Source organism: Nocardia sp. NPDC004168, assembly GCF_040610355.1.
GTDB classification, from domain to species: Bacteria; Actinomycetota; Actinomycetes; order Mycobacteriales; family Mycobacteriaceae; genus Nocardia; species Nocardia sichangensis.
The window spans coordinates 63,871-80,945 of sequence record NZ_JBEXME010000001.1 but is presented as its reverse complement, the minus strand read 5'-3'; the positions used below and the strand labels follow the sequence as shown (position 1 = coordinate 80,945).

The window sequence follows — 17,075 nt, the reverse complement described above, 5'->3', positions numbered from 1 at the left end:
GGCGGCGTAAGTGGCCTACTTCTTCGGGAACTTCAGTTTGCTGAGATCGAAGCCCTCCAGGCCGGGCGGCAACTGGTCCAGACCGGCAGGCATGTTGGACAGGTCGGGCATCCCCGCGGGCAGGCCGGGCATGCCGCCCATCCCGGGGAAACCACCGCGCACCTTCGGCGGCGTCGGGCCGCGACCACCCTTCTTTCCTTTCTTGCCCTTCTTCGCGTTGCCGCGACGGGCGCCGGGCAACCCCATCTGGCGGCCCATCATCGTCATCATCTTCTTGGCCTCGAAGAAGCGGTCGACGAGCTGGTTGACCTCGGAGACCTGGACACCGGAACCGTTGGCGATGCGCAGGCGGCGCGAGGCGTTGATGATCTTCGGGTTCGCCCGTTCGGCCGGGGTCATACCGCGGATGATCGCCTGCACCCGGTCCAGCTGCTTGTCGTCGACCTGGGCGAGCATGTCCTTCATCTGGCCCGCGCCCGGCAGCATGCCGAGCAGGTTCCCGATCGGGCCCATCTTGCGGATGGCCAGCATCTGGTCGAGGAAGTCCTCGAGGGTGAGCTCGCCGCTGCCGATCTTGCGGGCGGCCTCCTCGGCCTGCTTGGCGTCGTAGACCTGCTCGGCCTGCTCGATCAGGGTGAGCACGTCGCCCATGCCGAGAATGCGGCTGGCCATGCGATCCGGGTGGAAGACGTCGAAGTCCTCGAGCTTCTCACCGGTCGAGGCGAACAGGATCGGCACGCCGGTGACCTCGCGGACACTCAGCGCCGCACCACCGCGGGCGTCGCCGTCGAGCTTGGTGAGCACCACGCCGGTGAAGCCCACGCCGTCACGGAACGCCTCGGCGGTGTTGACCGCGTCCTGGCCGATCATGGCGTCCAGCACGAACAGGGTCTCGTCCGGTTGCACGGCGTCGCGGATGCCCGCGGCCTGGCGCATGAGCTCTTCATCGATGCCGAGACGGCCCGCGGTGTCGACGATGACGACGTCGTACTGCTTCTGCCGCGCCTCTTCGACACCCCCGCGCGCCACGTTCACCGGATCGGCGGCGGAGATGCCGAGCGGGTTCTCACCGCCACCGATCGAGGTGCCGGGGTGCGGCGCGTAGACGGGCACGCCCGCGCGCTCGCCGACGACTTGCAGCTGGGTGACGGCGCCGGGGCGCTGCAGGTCGCACGCCACCAGCAACGGTTGATGGCCCTGCCCCTTCAGCAGTTTGGCCAGCTTGCCCGCGAGCGTGGTCTTACCGGAACCCTGCAGACCGGCCAGCATGACCACCGTCGGCGGGTTCTTGGCCAGGTTCAGCCGCCTGGTCTCGCCGCCGAGGATCCCGATGAGTTCCTCGTTGACGATCTTCACGACCTGCTGGGCCGGGTTCAGCGCCGCGGAGACCTCCGCGCCCTTGGCGCGCTCCTTGATCCGCCCGATGAACCCGCGGACCACGGGCAGCGCGACGTCGGCCTCCAACAAGGCCAGGCGGATCTCGCGGCAGGTGGCGTCGATGTCGGCCGGTGACAGACGCCCCTTACCGCGCAGATCCTTGAGGGCACCGGTAAGCCGGTCGGACAGGGATTCGAACACCGATCGCGCTCCTGATCTCGGGGGACGTCACATTCTCTCCCAGGGTAATGGGATCGCCCGCGTGTTCGCGCAGGCGGTGCGTCCTTCCCGGCGCGGCGGGCTCGCTAGTCGAGCACGCGACGGCGCGGCCTGGCCGTTTTGCGGTAGTCGTGGTTCTCCTCGGCCACCATGAAGACCGCCTCGTTGGCGGTCAGGCCCAGCTCGAGGGCCAGGCCGTCGAGAACGGCCCACTCGGCCCTGCTCGGGATGGGCGAGGTGGCGACCGTGGAGGCGATCGTCATCGCGGTAACCGCCTGTCGCCCGGTCAGCGTGCGACCAGGAAGCCAGGAGACCACCCACCGGTCGCCGCCGACGCAGCGCGCCATGTGCGCGGTCTCGTCACTCGTCATCGTGGATGCCGAAACGACTTCAATTGCCATCGACCTGCTCCCCTCGTGCTCGCGATAGCCGGACGCTCTAGATCGTAGGGTCAGGTCGCGAGACGAGAGTTGGGATGCAGCAAATATTGCGCAACAGATTTATCACCGGATAAAAGTGCTGCTAATCACCATTTTCCGAATCTCGAGCACCGTCAGCAGGCGGTTTCGGCGCGGTTCTGGGAACCACCGCGATAAGCGCTTTCTCGATCGTTTCGCGGCGCGCGGGGCTGTCCTCGGCGCCCAGCTCGAGGCAGAAGCTGTCGACCACCGCGGACCCCATCGTGACCACCTTGGCCCAACGGACGTCGGCTCCGCAGCCGGCCAGCTCCGCGGCCAGGCGGCTGAGCAAGCCGACCCGGTCCTCGGCGCGCAATTCCAGGATCACCTGCCCCGGTACCGAGGTGTCCGACCAGATCACCCGGGGTTGGGCCTGCGCGTACCGGCTCCGGCCGATCGTGCCCGCCTCGCGCTCGCGTTTGGCCAGCGCCGCCGCCACATCCAGCTCGCCGGCCGTGGCTCGGATCAATTCCTGGCGCAACAGCCCCGGGTCCGGCGGATCGCCGAACTTGGGCGCGACGACGAAGGTGTCCACCGCGGAGGCGCCTTCGACGCCGAGCGCGGCCGACAGCACGCGCAGCGAATGCAGCGCGAGCACGCCCGCGGCGTCGGACAGCAGCCCGGAACTGTCGGGCGCGATGACGGTGACCACATACGTGTGCTTGCTCTCACCGGGCTGCAGATCGACGTGCACGCCGCCCGCCCTGGCCTTCTCGACCAAGTCCGGTGCGATCGGTTCCGGTGTCGGCAGCTGGTCGCCCGCCATGACCAACCGGCAGCGCCGGACCAGTTCGCCGATCAGCGACGCCTTCCAGTCGCCCCACACGCCGGGACCGGTGGCCTGCGAATCCGCCTCGGCCAGGGTGTGCAGCAGCTCCAGCAGTTGCGGATCGCCGTCGAGCGCCTCGACGACGTACCGCACCGTCTCCGGATCGGACAGATCGCGCCGGGTCGCGGTTTCCGGCAGCAACAGGTGATGGCGCACGACCGCGCTGAGCGTGCGCACGTCCGACGGCCACAGTCCGAGGCGGCGGCCGATATGGGTGGCCAGTTCCGCGCCGACCACGCTGTGATCGCCCGCGCGACCCTTGCCGATGTCGTGCAGCAGCGCACCGAGGGCGAGCAGGTCGGGGCGGGCGACCCGGGTGCTCAGCCCGCCCGCGTAGGCGACCGTCTCCATGAGATGCCGGTCGACGGTCCAGATGTGCTGGACATCGCGCGGCGGCAGGTCGCGCACGGCGCCCCATTCCGGCAGCAGCCTGCCCCACAATCCCGTCCGGTCCAGCGCCTCGATCGCGTCGATCGTGCCGCGGCCCGCGCCCAACAGGACCAGCAAGTCGTTGAGGGCGTCCTTGGGCCACGGCTCGCGTAGCTCGGGAGCGTCCTCGGAGAGCCGGTTGAGGGTGGTGGCCGACATCGGCAGGCCGGTCTGCGCCGACGCCGCCGCGACGCGCAGGATCAGCCCGGGGTCGCGCTGCGGGCGGGCGTCTCTGGCCAGCACGACCTCACCCGCGTGCTCGACCACGCCTTCGTCCAGCGGCCTGCGCACCGGCATCCGGCGCAGGCGCGCCAATCCCCGGCGGGGCAGTGCGTTGGCCGCGGTACGCAGCCCGACGTCCACGGAGTAGCTGACCGTCCGGGCCGAATCGCTCAGTGTGCGGGCCAGATCGAACCGATCGCCGATGCGCAGGGCAGCGCCGATCTCGTCGGCGTCCTGTGCGCGCAGCTGGTCGCGGGCTCGTCCCGCCACACGGTGCAGTTCGGTGCGCACGTCCAGCAGCCGACGGTGCGCTTGCTTCAATCCGCCGCCGGGCACGTCCGGCCCCAATCCGGGCATGGCGTCGGTGAGCTGGGCGATCGCCAGCGCGTCCAGCAGCTGGATGTCGCGCAGGCCGCCGCGCCCGTTCTTCAGGTCGGGCTCGGCGCGGTGCGCGATCTCGCCATTGCGCTCCCATCTGGCCTTGGCCTGGGCGATGAGCTCCTCGAAGCGGGAGCGGATGCCGGTGCGCCACTCCCGGCGCACCCCGCCGATCAGCAGATTGCTCAGTTCCTGGTCGCCGACGATGTGCCTGGCCTCGAGCATGCCGAGCGCGGCGATGAGATCGTCCGCGGCCACCCGAAGCGCCTGCGGAACGGTACGCACGCTGTGGTCGAGTTTGATGTGCGCGTCCCACAGCGGATACCAGAGCTGGTCGGCGACCTCGGCCACCCGGGCCGGGTCGACGTCGTCGTGCAGCAGCACCAGGTCCAGATCGGAGTACGGCAGCATCTCCCCGCGCCCCAGGCCGCCGACGGCCACCACGGCCAGACCGCTGTCGGGGGCGATGCCCAGTTCGGCGCCCTTGCTGGTGAGCCAGAGTTCATAGAGGTCGACCAGCGCCTGGCGCAGCGACTGGGCATCCAGCCGGGGATTGCGCGGCTGGCCGCCGTCGAGCAGTTGGGTTCGCGCGCGGACCAGGTCGGCCGCCCCGTTGGACACCTTGCCGTTGCCTTGTTCGGTGACCTTCGGATCACCGTCGTGCTCGTACTGACTAGCCACAACCCACCGCCCATTTGATGCGCGCGGCCCCGCCCCGACCGGGAGCTCCGGTGGGAGCGGGGCCGCCGCTCGACTCGTTTCCGCTACAGCGCGTCGGTGCCGCGTTCGCCGGTCCGCACCCGGATGATCGCCTCCACCGGAGTGATCCAGACCTTGCCGTCGCCGATCTTGCCGGTGCGGGAGGCCTCCACGATCACCTCCACGACCTTGTCGACGGAGGCATCGTCCACGACGACCTCGACGCGAACCTTCGGCACGAAGTCGACGGAATACTCCGCGCCGCGGTACACCTCGGTGTGGCCCTTCTGCCGGCCGTACCCTTGGACCTCGCTGACGGTCATGCCCAACACACCCGCCTGCTCGAGACCGGACTTGACGTCTTCGAGCGTGAACGGTTTGACGATTGCGGTGATCAGTTTCATGTTCGTCATGCCTCCTTGACGGCCGAACGTGCCGTGCTACCCAGAGCGGCGAAGTCGTAGGCGGTTTCCGCGTGCTCGGACTCGTCCAAGCCGACCGACTCTGCTTCCTCGCTCACGCGCAGCCCAATGGTGAACTTCACGATATAGGCAATGATCAGGGTCGCGATGAAGGAGAAGGCAAGTACCACACCGGCGCCCACCGCCTGCCGCCACAGCTGATCGAAACCGCCGCCATAGAACAGGCCGGTCTTGGCCGCACCCGCCTCGGGCGCCGCGACGAAACCGACCATCAGAGTGCCGACGATACCGCCGACCAGGTGCACGCCGACCACGTCGAGCGAGTCGTCGAAACCGAACTTGAACTTCAGACCGACCGCGAGGGCGCACAGCGCGCCGGCGACGACGCCGATGGCGAGCGCGCCGAGCACGTTCACCGAGGAACACGACGGCGTGATGGCGACCAGACCCGCCACGATGCCCGAGGCCGCGCCCAGCGAGGTGGGCTTGCCGTCGCGGATCTTTTCCACCAACAGCCAGGCCAGCATCCCGGCGCAGGTCGCGATGGTGGTGGTGACGAAGGTCGAACCGGCGAGGCCGCCGGAGGTCACCGCGGATCCGGCGTTGAAGCCGAACCAGCCGAACCACAGCAGACCGGCGCCGAGCATGACGAACGGCAGATTGTGCGGGCGGAACGGGGTGGTCGGCCAACCCTTGCGCTTGCCGAGCACCAGCACCAGGGCCAGACCGGCCGCACCGGCGTTGATGTGCACCGCCGTTCCACCGGCGAAGTCCACCGCGAGCAGCTTGTTGGCGATCCAGCCGCCCTCGTGCACGACGTTGCCGTCGGCGTCCTTGACGTCGAAGTCGAACACCCAGTGCGCGACCGGGAAGTAGACCACCGTGGACCAGATGCCCGCGAACACCAGCCACGCGCCGAACTTCAAGCGGTCGGCGACCGCACCCGAGATGAGGGCAACCGTGATGATGGCGAACATCAGCTGGAAGGCGACGAAGACGGTCGCCGGAATAGTGCCCGCGAGCGGGATGTTCACCGCGTCGGTGGTGACCGCGCCCGCCGCGTCCTTGACCTCGGCGACGGAGTTGCCGCCGATCAGGCCCTTCAGGCCGAAGAACTGCGTCGGGTCACCGATCACGCCGAACGTGTTGTCGCCGAAGGCCGTCGAGTATCCGTACAGCGACCACAGAACGCCGACCAGGCCCATGGCGCTGATGCTCATCATGATCATGTTGAGCACGTTCTTCGACCGGACCATGCCGCCGTAGAAGAAAGCCAGGCCCGGCGTCATCAGCAACACGAGCGCCGAACTCGCCAGCATCCAAGCGGTGTCACCGGTATCCGGTGCACCGGTAAGTGGAAAAGCCACCTTAATGTCCTCCTCATCTCGGGCCCAGCCGCTTCCGGCAAATGGACCTGAACAGAAGGGTCCTAACTCGGTGTTTCATCCGTAGAGCTGCCGTGTTTCACCTACGTGAACGGATGGAGCAGCTGTGTTGCCACTAGGTTTCGTCCCACGCACCAGCGGTTTTCCGGCGCTGTGAGCACGGTGTTCGGGAAATCGGACATTCGTTACCGCGCACGAGGAGTCGGCAAACTTCCGGGGTGTGACCGCCCTCGCACCGAGGGCGGCGGCGATCGAACGAGCGCCCTCGGCGCACCTCGTGGATGGAACGCCGCGGGCGGCAACCTCTTTCGACCGGTCTCGGCGAGTGGAACGGCTCAGCCCAGCAGCGCGTCCACGAACGCGGCGGGCTCGAACGGAGCCAGGTCGTCAGCCCCCTCACCGAGCCCGACCAACTTCACCGGCACGCCCAATTCGTGCTGGACCTGGAAGACGATGCCGCCCTTCGCCGTCCCGTCGAGCTTGGTCAGCACGACGCCTGTGATATCGACCACTTCGGCGAACACCCTGGCCTGGGTCAGTCCGTTCTGCCCGACGGTCGCGTCCAGCACGAGCAGGACCTCGTCGACGGCGGCCTTCTTCTCCACGACGCGCTTGACCTTGCCCAGCTCGTCCATCAGACCCGTCTTGGTGTGCAGCCGACCGGCCGTATCGATCAGCACCACGTCGACGCCGTGCTCGACGCCCGCGGCCACCGCGTCGAACGCGACCGCGGCCGGGTCGGCGCCCTCGCGGCCGCGGACGGTGTCGGCGCCGACCCGCTCGCCCCAGGTCTGCAACTGGTCGGCGGCCGCGGCGCGGAAGGTGTCGGCCGCGCCGAGCAGCACCCGGCGGCCGTCGGCCACGAGCACGCGGGCGAGCTTGCCGGTGGTGGTGGTCTTGCCGGTGCCGTTCACGCCGACCACGAGCAGGATCGACGGGTGATCGGGATGCGGCAGCGCGCGCACCGAGCGGTCCAGCTCCGGTCGCAGCTGCTCGATCAGCACGTCGCGCAGCACGGCACGTGCCTGGTCGGTGGTCCGCACGCTGCGTGCCGCCATCTCCGAGCGCAGCCGGGACACGACAGCGGTGGTGCTCGCGGTGCCGAGGTCGGCCAGCACGAGGGTGTCCTCCACCTCTTCCCACGAGTCGTCGTCCAGGTCACCGCCGCCGAGCAGGCCGAGCAGGCTCTTGCCGACCGCGTTCTGCGAGCGCGACAGTCGTCCGCGCAGCCGGACCAGGCGGCCGGCGGTGGGCTCGATCTCCTCCAGCGCGACGGGTGCTTCCACCCCCGCGGGCGTGTCGGGCGCGACGATCTCGGTGGCGGCTTCGGTGTCCGGCCCCGCGGTGTCGGTGGGCGGCTCGGCGGTCGCGTCCTCGGCCGTGGCCGGGCTCTCCTGTGTTTCCAGCTGGTCGGGCGCCTGCGCTGGCGTCTCGGCCGCCGGAGTGCCCGCCTCGGGCTCGACGGCCGGCTCGACGACGTCCGGGGCGACGGAGGCCTCGGTGACGTCCGCGTCCGGCAACGGAACGTTGGTTATGCCGCGTTTGGGCGCGTCGCGCGGAATCGCGGCGTCGTCGCCGACGTGCGGCTGTCCTTCGGTGTCGGTGCGCTCGACCGGTTGCGGTTCGGTCGCCGCGCCGCCCCGGCTGAAGGTGAATCCGCCGGACGCGGCATAACCACCGGACCGGTCGGTCACCTCTTTCTCCTGCGTGGGCGGAGTCAGCGACACGCGGCCGCGCTTGTACCGGACGAAACCGGCGACGAGCACGACGAGCAGCAGTGCGGCGACCGCGGCGATCAGGATCCAGACTTCAGGACTCACGCGGACCATCCTTGCAGACCGACCGTCACGGGATCGGCCCCGAGCCGCACCCGGCGCGCGCGTCGCGCGCCGGGGCCGGGGGTGCGAACTCGGCCAACATCGCAGGTGCCGGGCCGAGGGCGGGTGCGAGCGGGCACCGACACAGCCCTCCAGATTTCTTGTCCTGCGGAACTTCTCGCGAAGGGACAATAGGATCGGCGACGTGACCGATCGAAACGTGCTTGGGGGGCCGCTGGAAGAGTGCGGCACCGATCCTCTCACCGGCTTCTACCGGGACGGCTGCTGCAGTACCGGGCCGGAGGATCTGGGCAGCCACACTGTGTGCACCGTCGTCACGGCAGAATTCCTGGAGCATCAAGCTTCCATCGGAAACGATTTGAGCACGCCGCGTCCGGAGAACAATTTTCCCGGTTTGCAGCCGGGTGACCGATGGTGCGTGGTCGCCGTGCGATGGCTGCACGCGCACGAGGACGGCGTCGCCGCGCCCGTGGTGCTGGCCGCCACGCACGAGAACGCCCTGGAAGTGATCTCGATGGACATCCTGCGCAAGTACGCCGTCGACGTGCCCGACGACGTCAGCGACCTGCTCTGAGCCACCGGTAACCCTACGGCGGGCGCAGCGTGGACCACCGGCTCACCCGAATCGCGGGCCGGTGTCCGATCGGTTCGTGGCGCAGCGGAGAACCGATTGGCACAAATGCGCCATTCGGCTCAGCGCGCCGCCGCGATGCGCCGGCGATGAGCTTTCTGACGACATGCCGCCGAGCAATATCTCGCCCGTCGGCCCGTCCCAGCGCGGGACAACGCCGCGTGACATACCGGGCAGCTGTCAGCTCCACTTTCGTTACGATCGACAGTTTCGTTACGGACTTCGGCCACCGCATCCCGTTTCGTCACCATCAGCCCTACCGGCTCCGCGCGCAGCGCGTCCAGCACGATGGCGGCGCTACGGTCCATGCCGCCCCGCGCCTTCCGTAGCCGTTGGATCGCAACGCATCCGGTGAAGATCGCCAGCACATCGTCGAGTTCGATGTCGGCCCGGACCGCCCCGTCTCGCTTGGCCGCGTCGAGCAGAGCGGCCAACGCGTCGTGGAAACGCGCCCCCGCGCTGCGCAAAAGCGCACGCGGCCAGCCGTCGTCGGACTGAACGATGTCGCATAACGCCTGGTTGTCCGGCGTTGTGGTGATCACCGCGGTGCAGAAGTCGAAGAAGGCGGCGCCCGGATCCGGCGCGGCGAGATGGTCTGCGGCCATCTTCGCCAACCGGTCGACGCGCTGCTGCATAACCGCTTCCAACAGTGCGGCTTTCGTGGGGAAGTGCCGGTAGACGGTGCCCGCGCCGACACCCGCCCTGCGGGCGACCTCGACGAGCGACACGGAGGCGCCCTGCTCCGCGAAGGCGCGTTGCGCGGCAGCCAGCACGAGGGCGCGATTGCGGCGGGCATCGGCTCGCGACGTCGCGCCCTGGGCGAGCGATGCGGTCATTTCGTTACGGCCTTCCGTTGAGCAGCCTGGTCAATCGGGTCGAGGCACCCGTATCGTTCGAATCCGGGTCAACCAACCCGATTCTACCGAGCAGAGAAGGCGGAGCATGTCCCCTCAGCACAACCTCATCCTGGTCACCGGCGCCACCGGCAAGCAAGGCGGCGTGACCGCCCGGCGACTGCTGGCCGACGGCAGGGCGGTGCGCGCGCTGGTCCGCGACGCGCAGTCGCCCGCCGCGCGGGAGTTGGCCGCGGCGGGCGCGGAACTCGCCGTCGGCGACTTCGACGCCCCCGAGACCTTGCCCGCGGCGCTGGCCGGCGTCAGCGGACTGTTCCTGGTCCCGCCCGCCGCGTACGGCCCCAAAGGCTGGGATGTCGAATTGGAAGCCGCGCGCGGAGAAGCCGTCGTGGCCGCCGCGCGTGCGGCCGGTGTGTGGCAGATCGTGTTCACCGGCATCGCGTCGATGGGCGACGACGTCTCGTGGGGGGCCAGGGGCAAGAAGCGCATCGAAGACGCCGTCATCGCCAGCGGCGTGCGGTACACCCTGCTGCGCCCGGTGCGCTTCATGGAGAACTACCTGCTGCGCACGTCCCCCGTCGACGGCATCTTCGACGGCGTGCACCGGCACCTGTTCCCGGCCGAAGGTCCGATGAAGGTCATCGCCGTCGCGGACATCGGCGATATCGCCGGTCTCGCGTTCGCCGACCCGGATCGCTTCCACGGCCGCGTCCTCGAACTCGCGGCCGATGTGCTCGTCCCACCCGCGGCCGCCGCGGCGATCAGCGCCGCCACCGGGCATCAGGTGCGCTACCACGAAGTCACCGAAGCCGAGGCGGACGCGCTCGGCGAGGAGATCGGCAATACGTGGCGCCTCATGCGCCACACCGGCGGCTGGCTCGCCGACGTCGACGAGATCCGCGAGATCCACCCCGGGCTGCGCACGTTCGACACTTGGCTCGCCGAGACCGGCGCGGCGCAGATCAAAGCGCTGCTCGACCACGAAAGCGCGCGCGTCGCAGGGTGATTGGAGGCGACTATTCGCCCTGTTCAACGGGATGATCGTGCGGCGAGGCGTACCTGGCCTTCCCGCACGCCGCGGGTGACCGCGCGGCGCGGCTCAGCCCGCCGCGCCGACCGGGGCCAGGTTCTCCCCGCGCAGCCGCTGGGAGATCACCTGGGTGATGCCGTCGCCGCGCATGCTGACACCGTAGAGCGCGTCGGCGATCTCCATCGTCGGCTTCTGGTGGGTGATGACGATCAGCTGGCTCTTCTCCCGCAACTGCTCGAACAGGCCGATCAACCGGCGCAGGTTGGTGTCGTCGAGCGCGGCCTCGACCTCGTCCATCACGTAGAACGGCGAGGGCCGGGCGCGGAAGATGGCCACCAGTAACGCCACCGCGGTCAGCGACTTCTCCCCACCGGACAGCAGCGACAGCCGCTTGACCTTCTTGCCCGGCGGACGTGCCTCCACCTCGATGCCGGTGGTGAGCATGTCCGAGGGGTCGGTGAGCAGCAGCCTGCCCTCGCCACCGGGGAACAGTTTCGCGAACACCTCGACGAACTCGCGTTCCACGTCGGCGTATGCCTCGGTGAACACCTGGAGGATGCGGGCATCGACCTCGGCGACCACGTCGAGCAGATCCTTGCGCGCGCTCTTGACGTCTTCGAGTTGCGTGGCCAGGAAGTTGTACCGCTCCTCCAGCGCCGCGAATTCCTCCAGCGCCAGGGGATTCACCTTGCCCAGGGTGGCGAGATCCTTCTCCGCACGCTTGGCGCGACGTTCCTGGGTCTGCCGGTCGTAAGGCATCGGCGCGGGTTCGCTGACTTGCTCGCCGCGCTCCTTGGCCTGTTCATATTCCTGCAGCTCCAGCGCCGAGGGCGGCAGCGGCACGTCCGGACCGTACTCGGCGATCAGGTCGTCCAGCGCGATGCCGAACTGCTCGGCGATGGTCGCCTCCAGTTGCTCGATGCGCAGCGCCGCCTGAGCCTTCGCCACCTCGTCCCGATGCACCGCGTCGGTGAGCTGGGAAAGCTGCGCGGTGAGCGCACGCACCCGCTCCTTGACCTGCTCCACCTGCCCGGCACACTCGGAGCGCTTGCGCACCAGTTCGTCCCGGCGCGCGCCCGCCTCGGCGACCACGCGCTCGAGTTCGCCCGCGATCTTCGCGCCGGATTCGGCGACGGCGGCGGCCACCTCCGCCGCCTTCTTGCGCGCGGCCTGGGCGCGCTCGGCCCTGGCCCGGGTCTCCCGCTCGGCGCGCGCGGCCCGGCGCAGCGAGTCCGCCTTGCCGCGTACCGATTCCGCTCGCTCCTCGGCCGTGCGCACGGCGAGCCTGGCCTCGACCTCCATCGCCCGCGCCTCGGCCAGCGCGGCCGCCGCCTCCTCCCGCGCCCGGCCCGCGGACTCGGTGCCCGCCGCGCCCGCACCGTCGGCATCGACCTCGGCCTGCTCGAGTTCCGCATGACGCAGGCGGTCTTCCAGTTCGGCGAGCGAGGCGAGTGCCTCTTCCCGGCTCGTCTCCGCGTCGTCACGCTGGCCGACCAGCCGTTCGCGGTCCGCGTGTGCGGTGCGGGCGGTCTGGCCGAGCCTGCCCAGCCGCTCGTAGATCGCCACCAGCGCCTGGTCGGATTCGTGCAGGGCGAGCAGCGCGTGGTCGACGGCGTCCTTGCGATCGGCTTGCTCTTCGAGCGCGCCGGACAACGCGGCCTCGAGTTCCTCGGCGCGCCGCTGCGCCGCGACCAGTTCGGTCCGGGCGGCGTCGATGTCGGCCTGGATCTCCAGCTGGCTGGGCGCGCGATCGGAACCGCCCAGCAGCCAGCCGTTTCCGGCGAGATCGCCGTCGCGGGTGACCACGCGCAGCTCGGGCCGCACCGCGACCAGCGCGCGGGCGGCGGGCAGATCGTCGGCCACGGCGGTCCCCGCGGTGAGCGCCGCGATCGCGCCGCGCACCGTATCGGGGCACTCCACCACGTCGACCAGCCAGCGGGCGCCGTCGGGCAACGCGCCCGGCTGCGGCCGATCGGTGCGCTCGGCGCCGAAGACGACGGCGGCGCGGCCACCGTCGGCGTCCTTGAGAGCCTGGATCGCGGCGTGCGCGGACTCGCCGGTGTCGGCGGCGACGGCGTCGGCCAGCGGGCCGAGCGCGGCGGCGACCGCGGCCTCGAAGCCGCCGTGCACACGCAGCAGCGCCGAGAGCGGGCCGAGCAGACCTTGTTCGCGGTGCTCCACCAGCCAGGCGACGCCGTCCCGGCGCGCCAGGTTCATGCCGAGCGCCTCGATCCGCGCGCCGAGCGATGCGACTCGCTTGCTCGCGTCGCGGTCCTGTTCACGCAGTTCGGTGACCCGCTGATCGGCCAGTTCCAGCGCCTGTACCGCGTGCTCGTGCTGGGCGTCCAGACCGGCCTCACCCGCGTCGAGTTCGGCGAGTTCGGCTTGCACCGTGTCGAGTTCGGCTTGGGCGGCCTCGCCGCGGTGACGGGCGTCGGCGATGGCGACCGACAGTCGCGCGATCTCCGCGTCCACCGACTGCGCCCTGGCCCGCAGGGTGTCCACCTTGCCGGACAACCGGGCCACGCCCTCGCGCCGGTCGGCGATCGCCCGCACGGCGGCCAGGTGCGCCTGCTCGGCGGCCTTGGCGGCGTATTCGCGTTCGGCCAGTTGGTCTCGGGCCGCCTCCAAGGTCTCCGCGGCGATCTCCACCGCTTCGCGCAGTTCGGCCTCCTCGGCTTCGACCCGGTCGGCCTCGGCCTCGAGCTGCTCGGGGTCGCGGCCGTTGCTGACCGGAGCTGCGGTGTCCAGGTGCCGCGCCCGGTCGCCGGCGATGCGAATGGTCGCGTTGACCCGTTCGGCGAGCGCGGAGAGCTGGAACCACAGCTGTGCGGCGGCCTCGGCGCTCGGCGTCAGCCGGGACAGCTGGAATTCCTGCTGCGCCAGCGCCGCGTTGGCGGCGTCCAACTCGGAGTGCACGGTGATCTGCTGCTCGCGCGCGTACGCTTCCTTGCTCTGCTGGCTCGCCAGCTCTCCGCGCCGGGTGACCAGATCGTCGGCGGCCAGCCGCAACCGGGCATCGCGCAGGTCGGCCTGCACGGTCTGCGCCCTGCGCGCCACCTCGGCTTGCCTGCCCAGCGGTTTGAGCTGGCGGCGCAGTTCGGTGGTGAGGTCGGTCAGCCGGGCCAGGTTGGCCTGCATCGCCTCGAGCTTGCGTACCGCTTTTTCCTTGCGTTTGCGGTGCTTGAGCACACCGGCGGCCTCCTCGACGAACGCGCGGCGGTCCTCCGGGCGCGACTCCAGGATGGCCGACAGCTGACCCTGCCCCACGATGACGTGCATCTCGCGGCCGATACCGGAGTCGCTGAGCAGTTCCTGCACGTCCATCAGGCGGCAGGAGTTGCCGTTGATCTCGTATTCGCCCGCGCCGTCGCGGAACATGCGCCGGGTGATGGACACCTCGGCGTAGTCGATCGGCAGCGCGCCGTCGGAATTGTCGATGGTCAGCGTGACCTCGGCGCGGCCGAGGGGGGCGCGGCCCGCCGTGCCCGCGAAGATCACGTCCTGCATCTTGCCGCCGCGCAACGCCTTCGCGCCCTGCTCGCCCATCACCCAGGTGAGCGCGTCGACGACGTTGGATTTGCCCGATCCGTTGGGACCGACCACACACGTGATGCCCGGTTCCAAGCGCAGGGTCGTCGCGGACGCGAAGGATTTGAAGCCCTTCAACGTCAGGCTCTTCAGGTGCAAGTTCGACGACCTTTCCGTGTTCTGCCCGGTCGGCGTTTCGCGTCGCGGCAGCGCATCCGGCGACCTGTCATGGTATCCGTCGCGTACCGGGAGCCTCCGGGGCCCGACGGCGTGCGCGGCCGAGTGGTGGTTCGGCGATATCCGTAGGTTATCGACTCGCCGCCGGTTCGCGCGCATTTCGATGTGCTCGAGGTTTGCCGGGATGGGCGGCCACGCTGCCGTTCGGCGTCAGCGGCACGGCCCACTCAGCCCTCTCGCCGCGACCGGGGAACGCCCGCCCGCGCTCGGCCTGCCACCGGTACCCTCCCCACCCGTGGGTCCGCCGATTCCGCGCGGTCTCGAACTGGCACTGACGCCACACCCTCCGGCCACATACGATCCCTCTGATTCGCCAGCGGAATTTCGGGAGCGCACCACGATGTCTGCCCCCTCACCAGGGACAAGTACCCGGTTCCGCCTTGCCCGGATCGCGGGGCTGGTACTCGGCAGCCTGCTGCTCCTGCACGCCTGTGAACGCAGCAAGAGCGCGCTGCTGAGCGATGTGCGGGTGGAGGTCGCGATCGCGGCCGCCTTCGGTGCGGCCGCCCTGGGCGCGGCGTGGTTCGAGATCAAACTGCGGGCGCAGGAGCAGGACGCGGACCCGCCGTGGGACGACGACGAGGAGGACGAAACTCCCAGTTCTGGGAATTTTCCCGGTCGAGCCGGGCGATCCGCCGACCCCGGGTACGGCAGGGGCGAGCGTGCCGGACGCACCGGCACCGGCGCGCGGTCGACGGCCATGGCTCACTTCGAGGACGAAGACCTGCCCGAACCCGCGGAAGCCCCCGGGCGCGCGGATCTCGTCGCCGGGATTGCGCGGACATTGCGGATCACCCGCTCCGGCGACTCGGACGACCGGCAGCCGCTGCTCCCGCTGGGCGCGGTGACGAAGTGGATGCGCCGCGTCGACCCCGACGACGACATCGAGCCCGGCGAACTCGACGACCATGACGAGATGGAGCAGATCACCCGCAGCGAGACCGGCGAACTCGTCATCGAATCCGGCACGCGAACGGTGCGGGCGAAAATCTCCCGCTCCGGCGACCTCGTCCTGCACGGCCGCCGACACGGTGAGGCGCGGTCGGAATGGAAGTGGACGTTCCCCGCGGACGTCTTCCCCGCCATCCGCGGCGCACTCGGCGACGGGCGCGGTGACCTGCTCGATCTGCTCGAGGACACCCTTCCGTGGCTGGACGCCGCCGCTCGCCACGACCCGGGTGCGTGGCTGCGCGCTCACGACATTTCCGCGAAGTATCAGGAGAAAGGCGTCAGCGCCACCCAGGACACCCGGGAACTTCCCGTACTCCAGCCGGGGCGTCCGCCGCAGCCGCCCCACGCGAGCGGATCCCACCGTAAGCCGCCGAACGACGCGTCCGGCGCACGGGAGGCCCGCGCGTCCGCGAAAGCCTCCGACGACCATGACCACCGCGGAAAACCCGCTGCGACACGATCCCGCGAGTCCCTAGCCGCGCACGGCGAAACTCGCTCCACCCGGCGCGGAGCCGCCGACCCACCGCCCTCGTCCCCGCGCACCGATACCGATCGACGAACTCGCGGCGACAAACCCCGGCCCACCGGACAAGCGAAGCGTCCGGCCGACGACTACGGTTCGCCCGCGCCGTCGCGCCGTCGCCGTGACGAACCCGAACCCACTCGGCGCGGCGATCGGCTCCCGCGCGGCGGCGGGACGGATGCACACCCGCGCCCTACACCCGGCCGCCCCGAACTGCCGAGACGTCGGCAGCAGGACGGGCACGGCACAACACCCGTCGCTGGACATCGCGACGACTACGACGAAGCGGATGCCCGATGGCCGCGAGCGAACCGGCGATCGGGGCGTGGCCAGGAGCCCAGGGACGTCGAGTCCGAGACCGGCCGACGAGAGCGACCCGATACTCCCTACCGCGACCGCCCCACCCCATCCGACCGAGCACCGGAACGGACCTACGACCAACCACCCAGCCGCCGCCATCGCGACGACCAGCGGTCACGCCGCGATACCTCGCTTCCCCCGCACGAGTCCTCGCGGCGCAGATGGTAGGACACGAAAACGGCGCTGTCACTCGATGTTCCGGGTGACAGCGCCGAGGAATGACGCTCAGCTCGCGCGGTGGGTGAATCGGCCGTTCTCGAAGCCGGCCACCATGCGGAACGCCAGGACGGCGCCCCACGGGCCGATCACCCAGACCGGCCAGAAGTAGGTCAAGGCGCCGACGCTGAGCGAGATCGCGCCCCAGATGACCAGCACCAGCGCGCTCACTGCGAGCCAGGTGCTGCCCTCGATGCGCTGCCAGATCGGGATGCGCGGGCGTGCGGAGGCCGGTGCGCCCGCGTCCTTGCTCAGTTCGGGCAGATCGGACAACACCCCGCGCAGGTCCTCCCGGTCGGTGGTGGCGTACACCTGGGCGACGCGCTGGTCGTATTCGGGCAGATCGATCCGCCCGTCCGCCATATGCCTGCCGAGCAGGCGCACCACGGCGTCGCGTTCGGCGTTCGAGGCGCGGGTGCCGGTGGAGATGTCCATGCCTGGTCCTATCGACGGGTTCCACCTTCCATAGTGGAATATGACTTAAGC

12 protein-coding genes are annotated in these 17,075 nt (G+C 70.0%); 3 read left to right on the top strand and 9 right to left on the bottom strand.

Annotated elements, in window-relative coordinates; translation table 11 throughout:
• Positions 1–15: 15 nt before the first annotated feature.
• The 6 genes from ffh to ftsY form a co-directional block, all read right to left on the bottom strand.
• Positions 16–1,578 (bottom strand): signal recognition particle protein, encoded by a 1,563-nt coding sequence (ffh, locus tag ABZW96_RS00360; RefSeq protein WP_355069877.1) that lies wholly within the window; start codon positions 1,576–1,578, stop codon positions 16–18.
• 104 nt (positions 1,579–1,682) lie between these two features.
• The gene (locus tag ABZW96_RS00355; RefSeq protein ID WP_355069876.1) at positions 1,683–1,997 is read right to left on the bottom strand and encodes a hypothetical protein; all 315 of its coding nucleotides are present in this window, start codon (positions 1,995–1,997) and stop codon (positions 1,683–1,685) included.
• A 121-nt stretch (positions 1,998–2,118) separates the two neighbouring features.
• Positions 2,119–4,533, bottom strand: a complete 2,415-nt coding sequence (locus ABZW96_RS00350) for a [protein-PII] uridylyltransferase (RefSeq protein WP_355070985.1) — start codon at positions 4,531–4,533, stop codon at positions 2,119–2,121.
• A 143-nt stretch (positions 4,534–4,676) separates the two neighbouring features.
• Entirely contained in the window at positions 4,677–5,015 is a 339-nt protein-coding gene (locus ABZW96_RS00345; protein WP_330249397.1) for a P-II family nitrogen regulator, read from the bottom strand.
• Between the two features lie 5 nt (positions 5,016–5,020).
• Complete coding sequence (locus tag ABZW96_RS00340; protein WP_355069874.1) at positions 5,021–6,400, bottom strand: ammonium transporter; 1,380 nt, start codon at positions 6,398–6,400, stop codon at positions 5,021–5,023.
• A 353-nt stretch (positions 6,401–6,753) separates the two neighbouring features.
• Positions 6,754–8,247, bottom strand: a complete 1,494-nt coding sequence (gene ftsY / locus ABZW96_RS00335) for a signal recognition particle-docking protein FtsY (protein ID WP_355069872.1) — start codon at positions 8,245–8,247, stop codon at positions 6,754–6,756.
• A 193-nt stretch (positions 8,248–8,440) separates the two neighbouring features.
• Between ftsY and ABZW96_RS00330 the strand changes: the two genes are divergently transcribed.
• A complete protein-coding gene (locus ABZW96_RS00330; RefSeq protein WP_019048221.1) occupies positions 8,441–8,830 on the top strand; it encodes a DUF2237 domain-containing protein in 390 nt (129 codons plus the stop codon).
• Positions 8,831–8,949: 119 nt separating this feature from the next.
• On the opposite strand, the gene ABZW96_RS00325 is transcribed toward ABZW96_RS00330, so the two are convergent.
• Positions 8,950–9,723, bottom strand: a complete 774-nt coding sequence (locus ABZW96_RS00325; protein ID WP_355069871.1) for a helix-turn-helix domain-containing protein — start codon at positions 9,721–9,723, stop codon at positions 8,950–8,952.
• Positions 9,724–9,829: 106 nt separating this feature from the next.
• On the opposite strand from ABZW96_RS00325, the gene ABZW96_RS00320 reads away from it, so the two are divergent.
• Entirely contained in the window at positions 9,830–10,747 is a 918-nt protein-coding gene (locus ABZW96_RS00320) for an NmrA family NAD(P)-binding protein (RefSeq protein ID WP_355069869.1), read from the top strand.
• Positions 10,748–10,840: 93 nt separating this feature from the next.
• Here the strand turns inward: ABZW96_RS00320 and smc are convergent, their stop codons facing one another.
• Positions 10,841–14,461, bottom strand: coding sequence for a chromosome segregation protein SMC (gene smc / locus ABZW96_RS00315; RefSeq protein ID WP_355069867.1), 3,621 nt, complete (start codon positions 14,459–14,461; stop codon positions 10,841–10,843).
• 418 nt (positions 14,462–14,879) lie between these two features.
• Between smc and ABZW96_RS00310 the strand changes: the two genes are divergently transcribed.
• Complete coding sequence (locus tag ABZW96_RS00310; protein ID WP_355069865.1) at positions 14,880–16,541, top strand: hypothetical protein; 1,662 nt, start codon at positions 14,880–14,882, stop codon at positions 16,539–16,541.
• Between the two features lie 57 nt (positions 16,542–16,598).
• Here ABZW96_RS00310 and ABZW96_RS00305 read toward each other — a convergent pair whose 3' ends face one another.
• Positions 16,599–17,024, bottom strand: a complete 426-nt coding sequence (locus tag ABZW96_RS00305) for a DUF1707 domain-containing protein (RefSeq protein ID WP_355069864.1) — start codon at positions 17,022–17,024, stop codon at positions 16,599–16,601.
• Positions 17,025–17,075 lie beyond the last annotated feature (51 nt).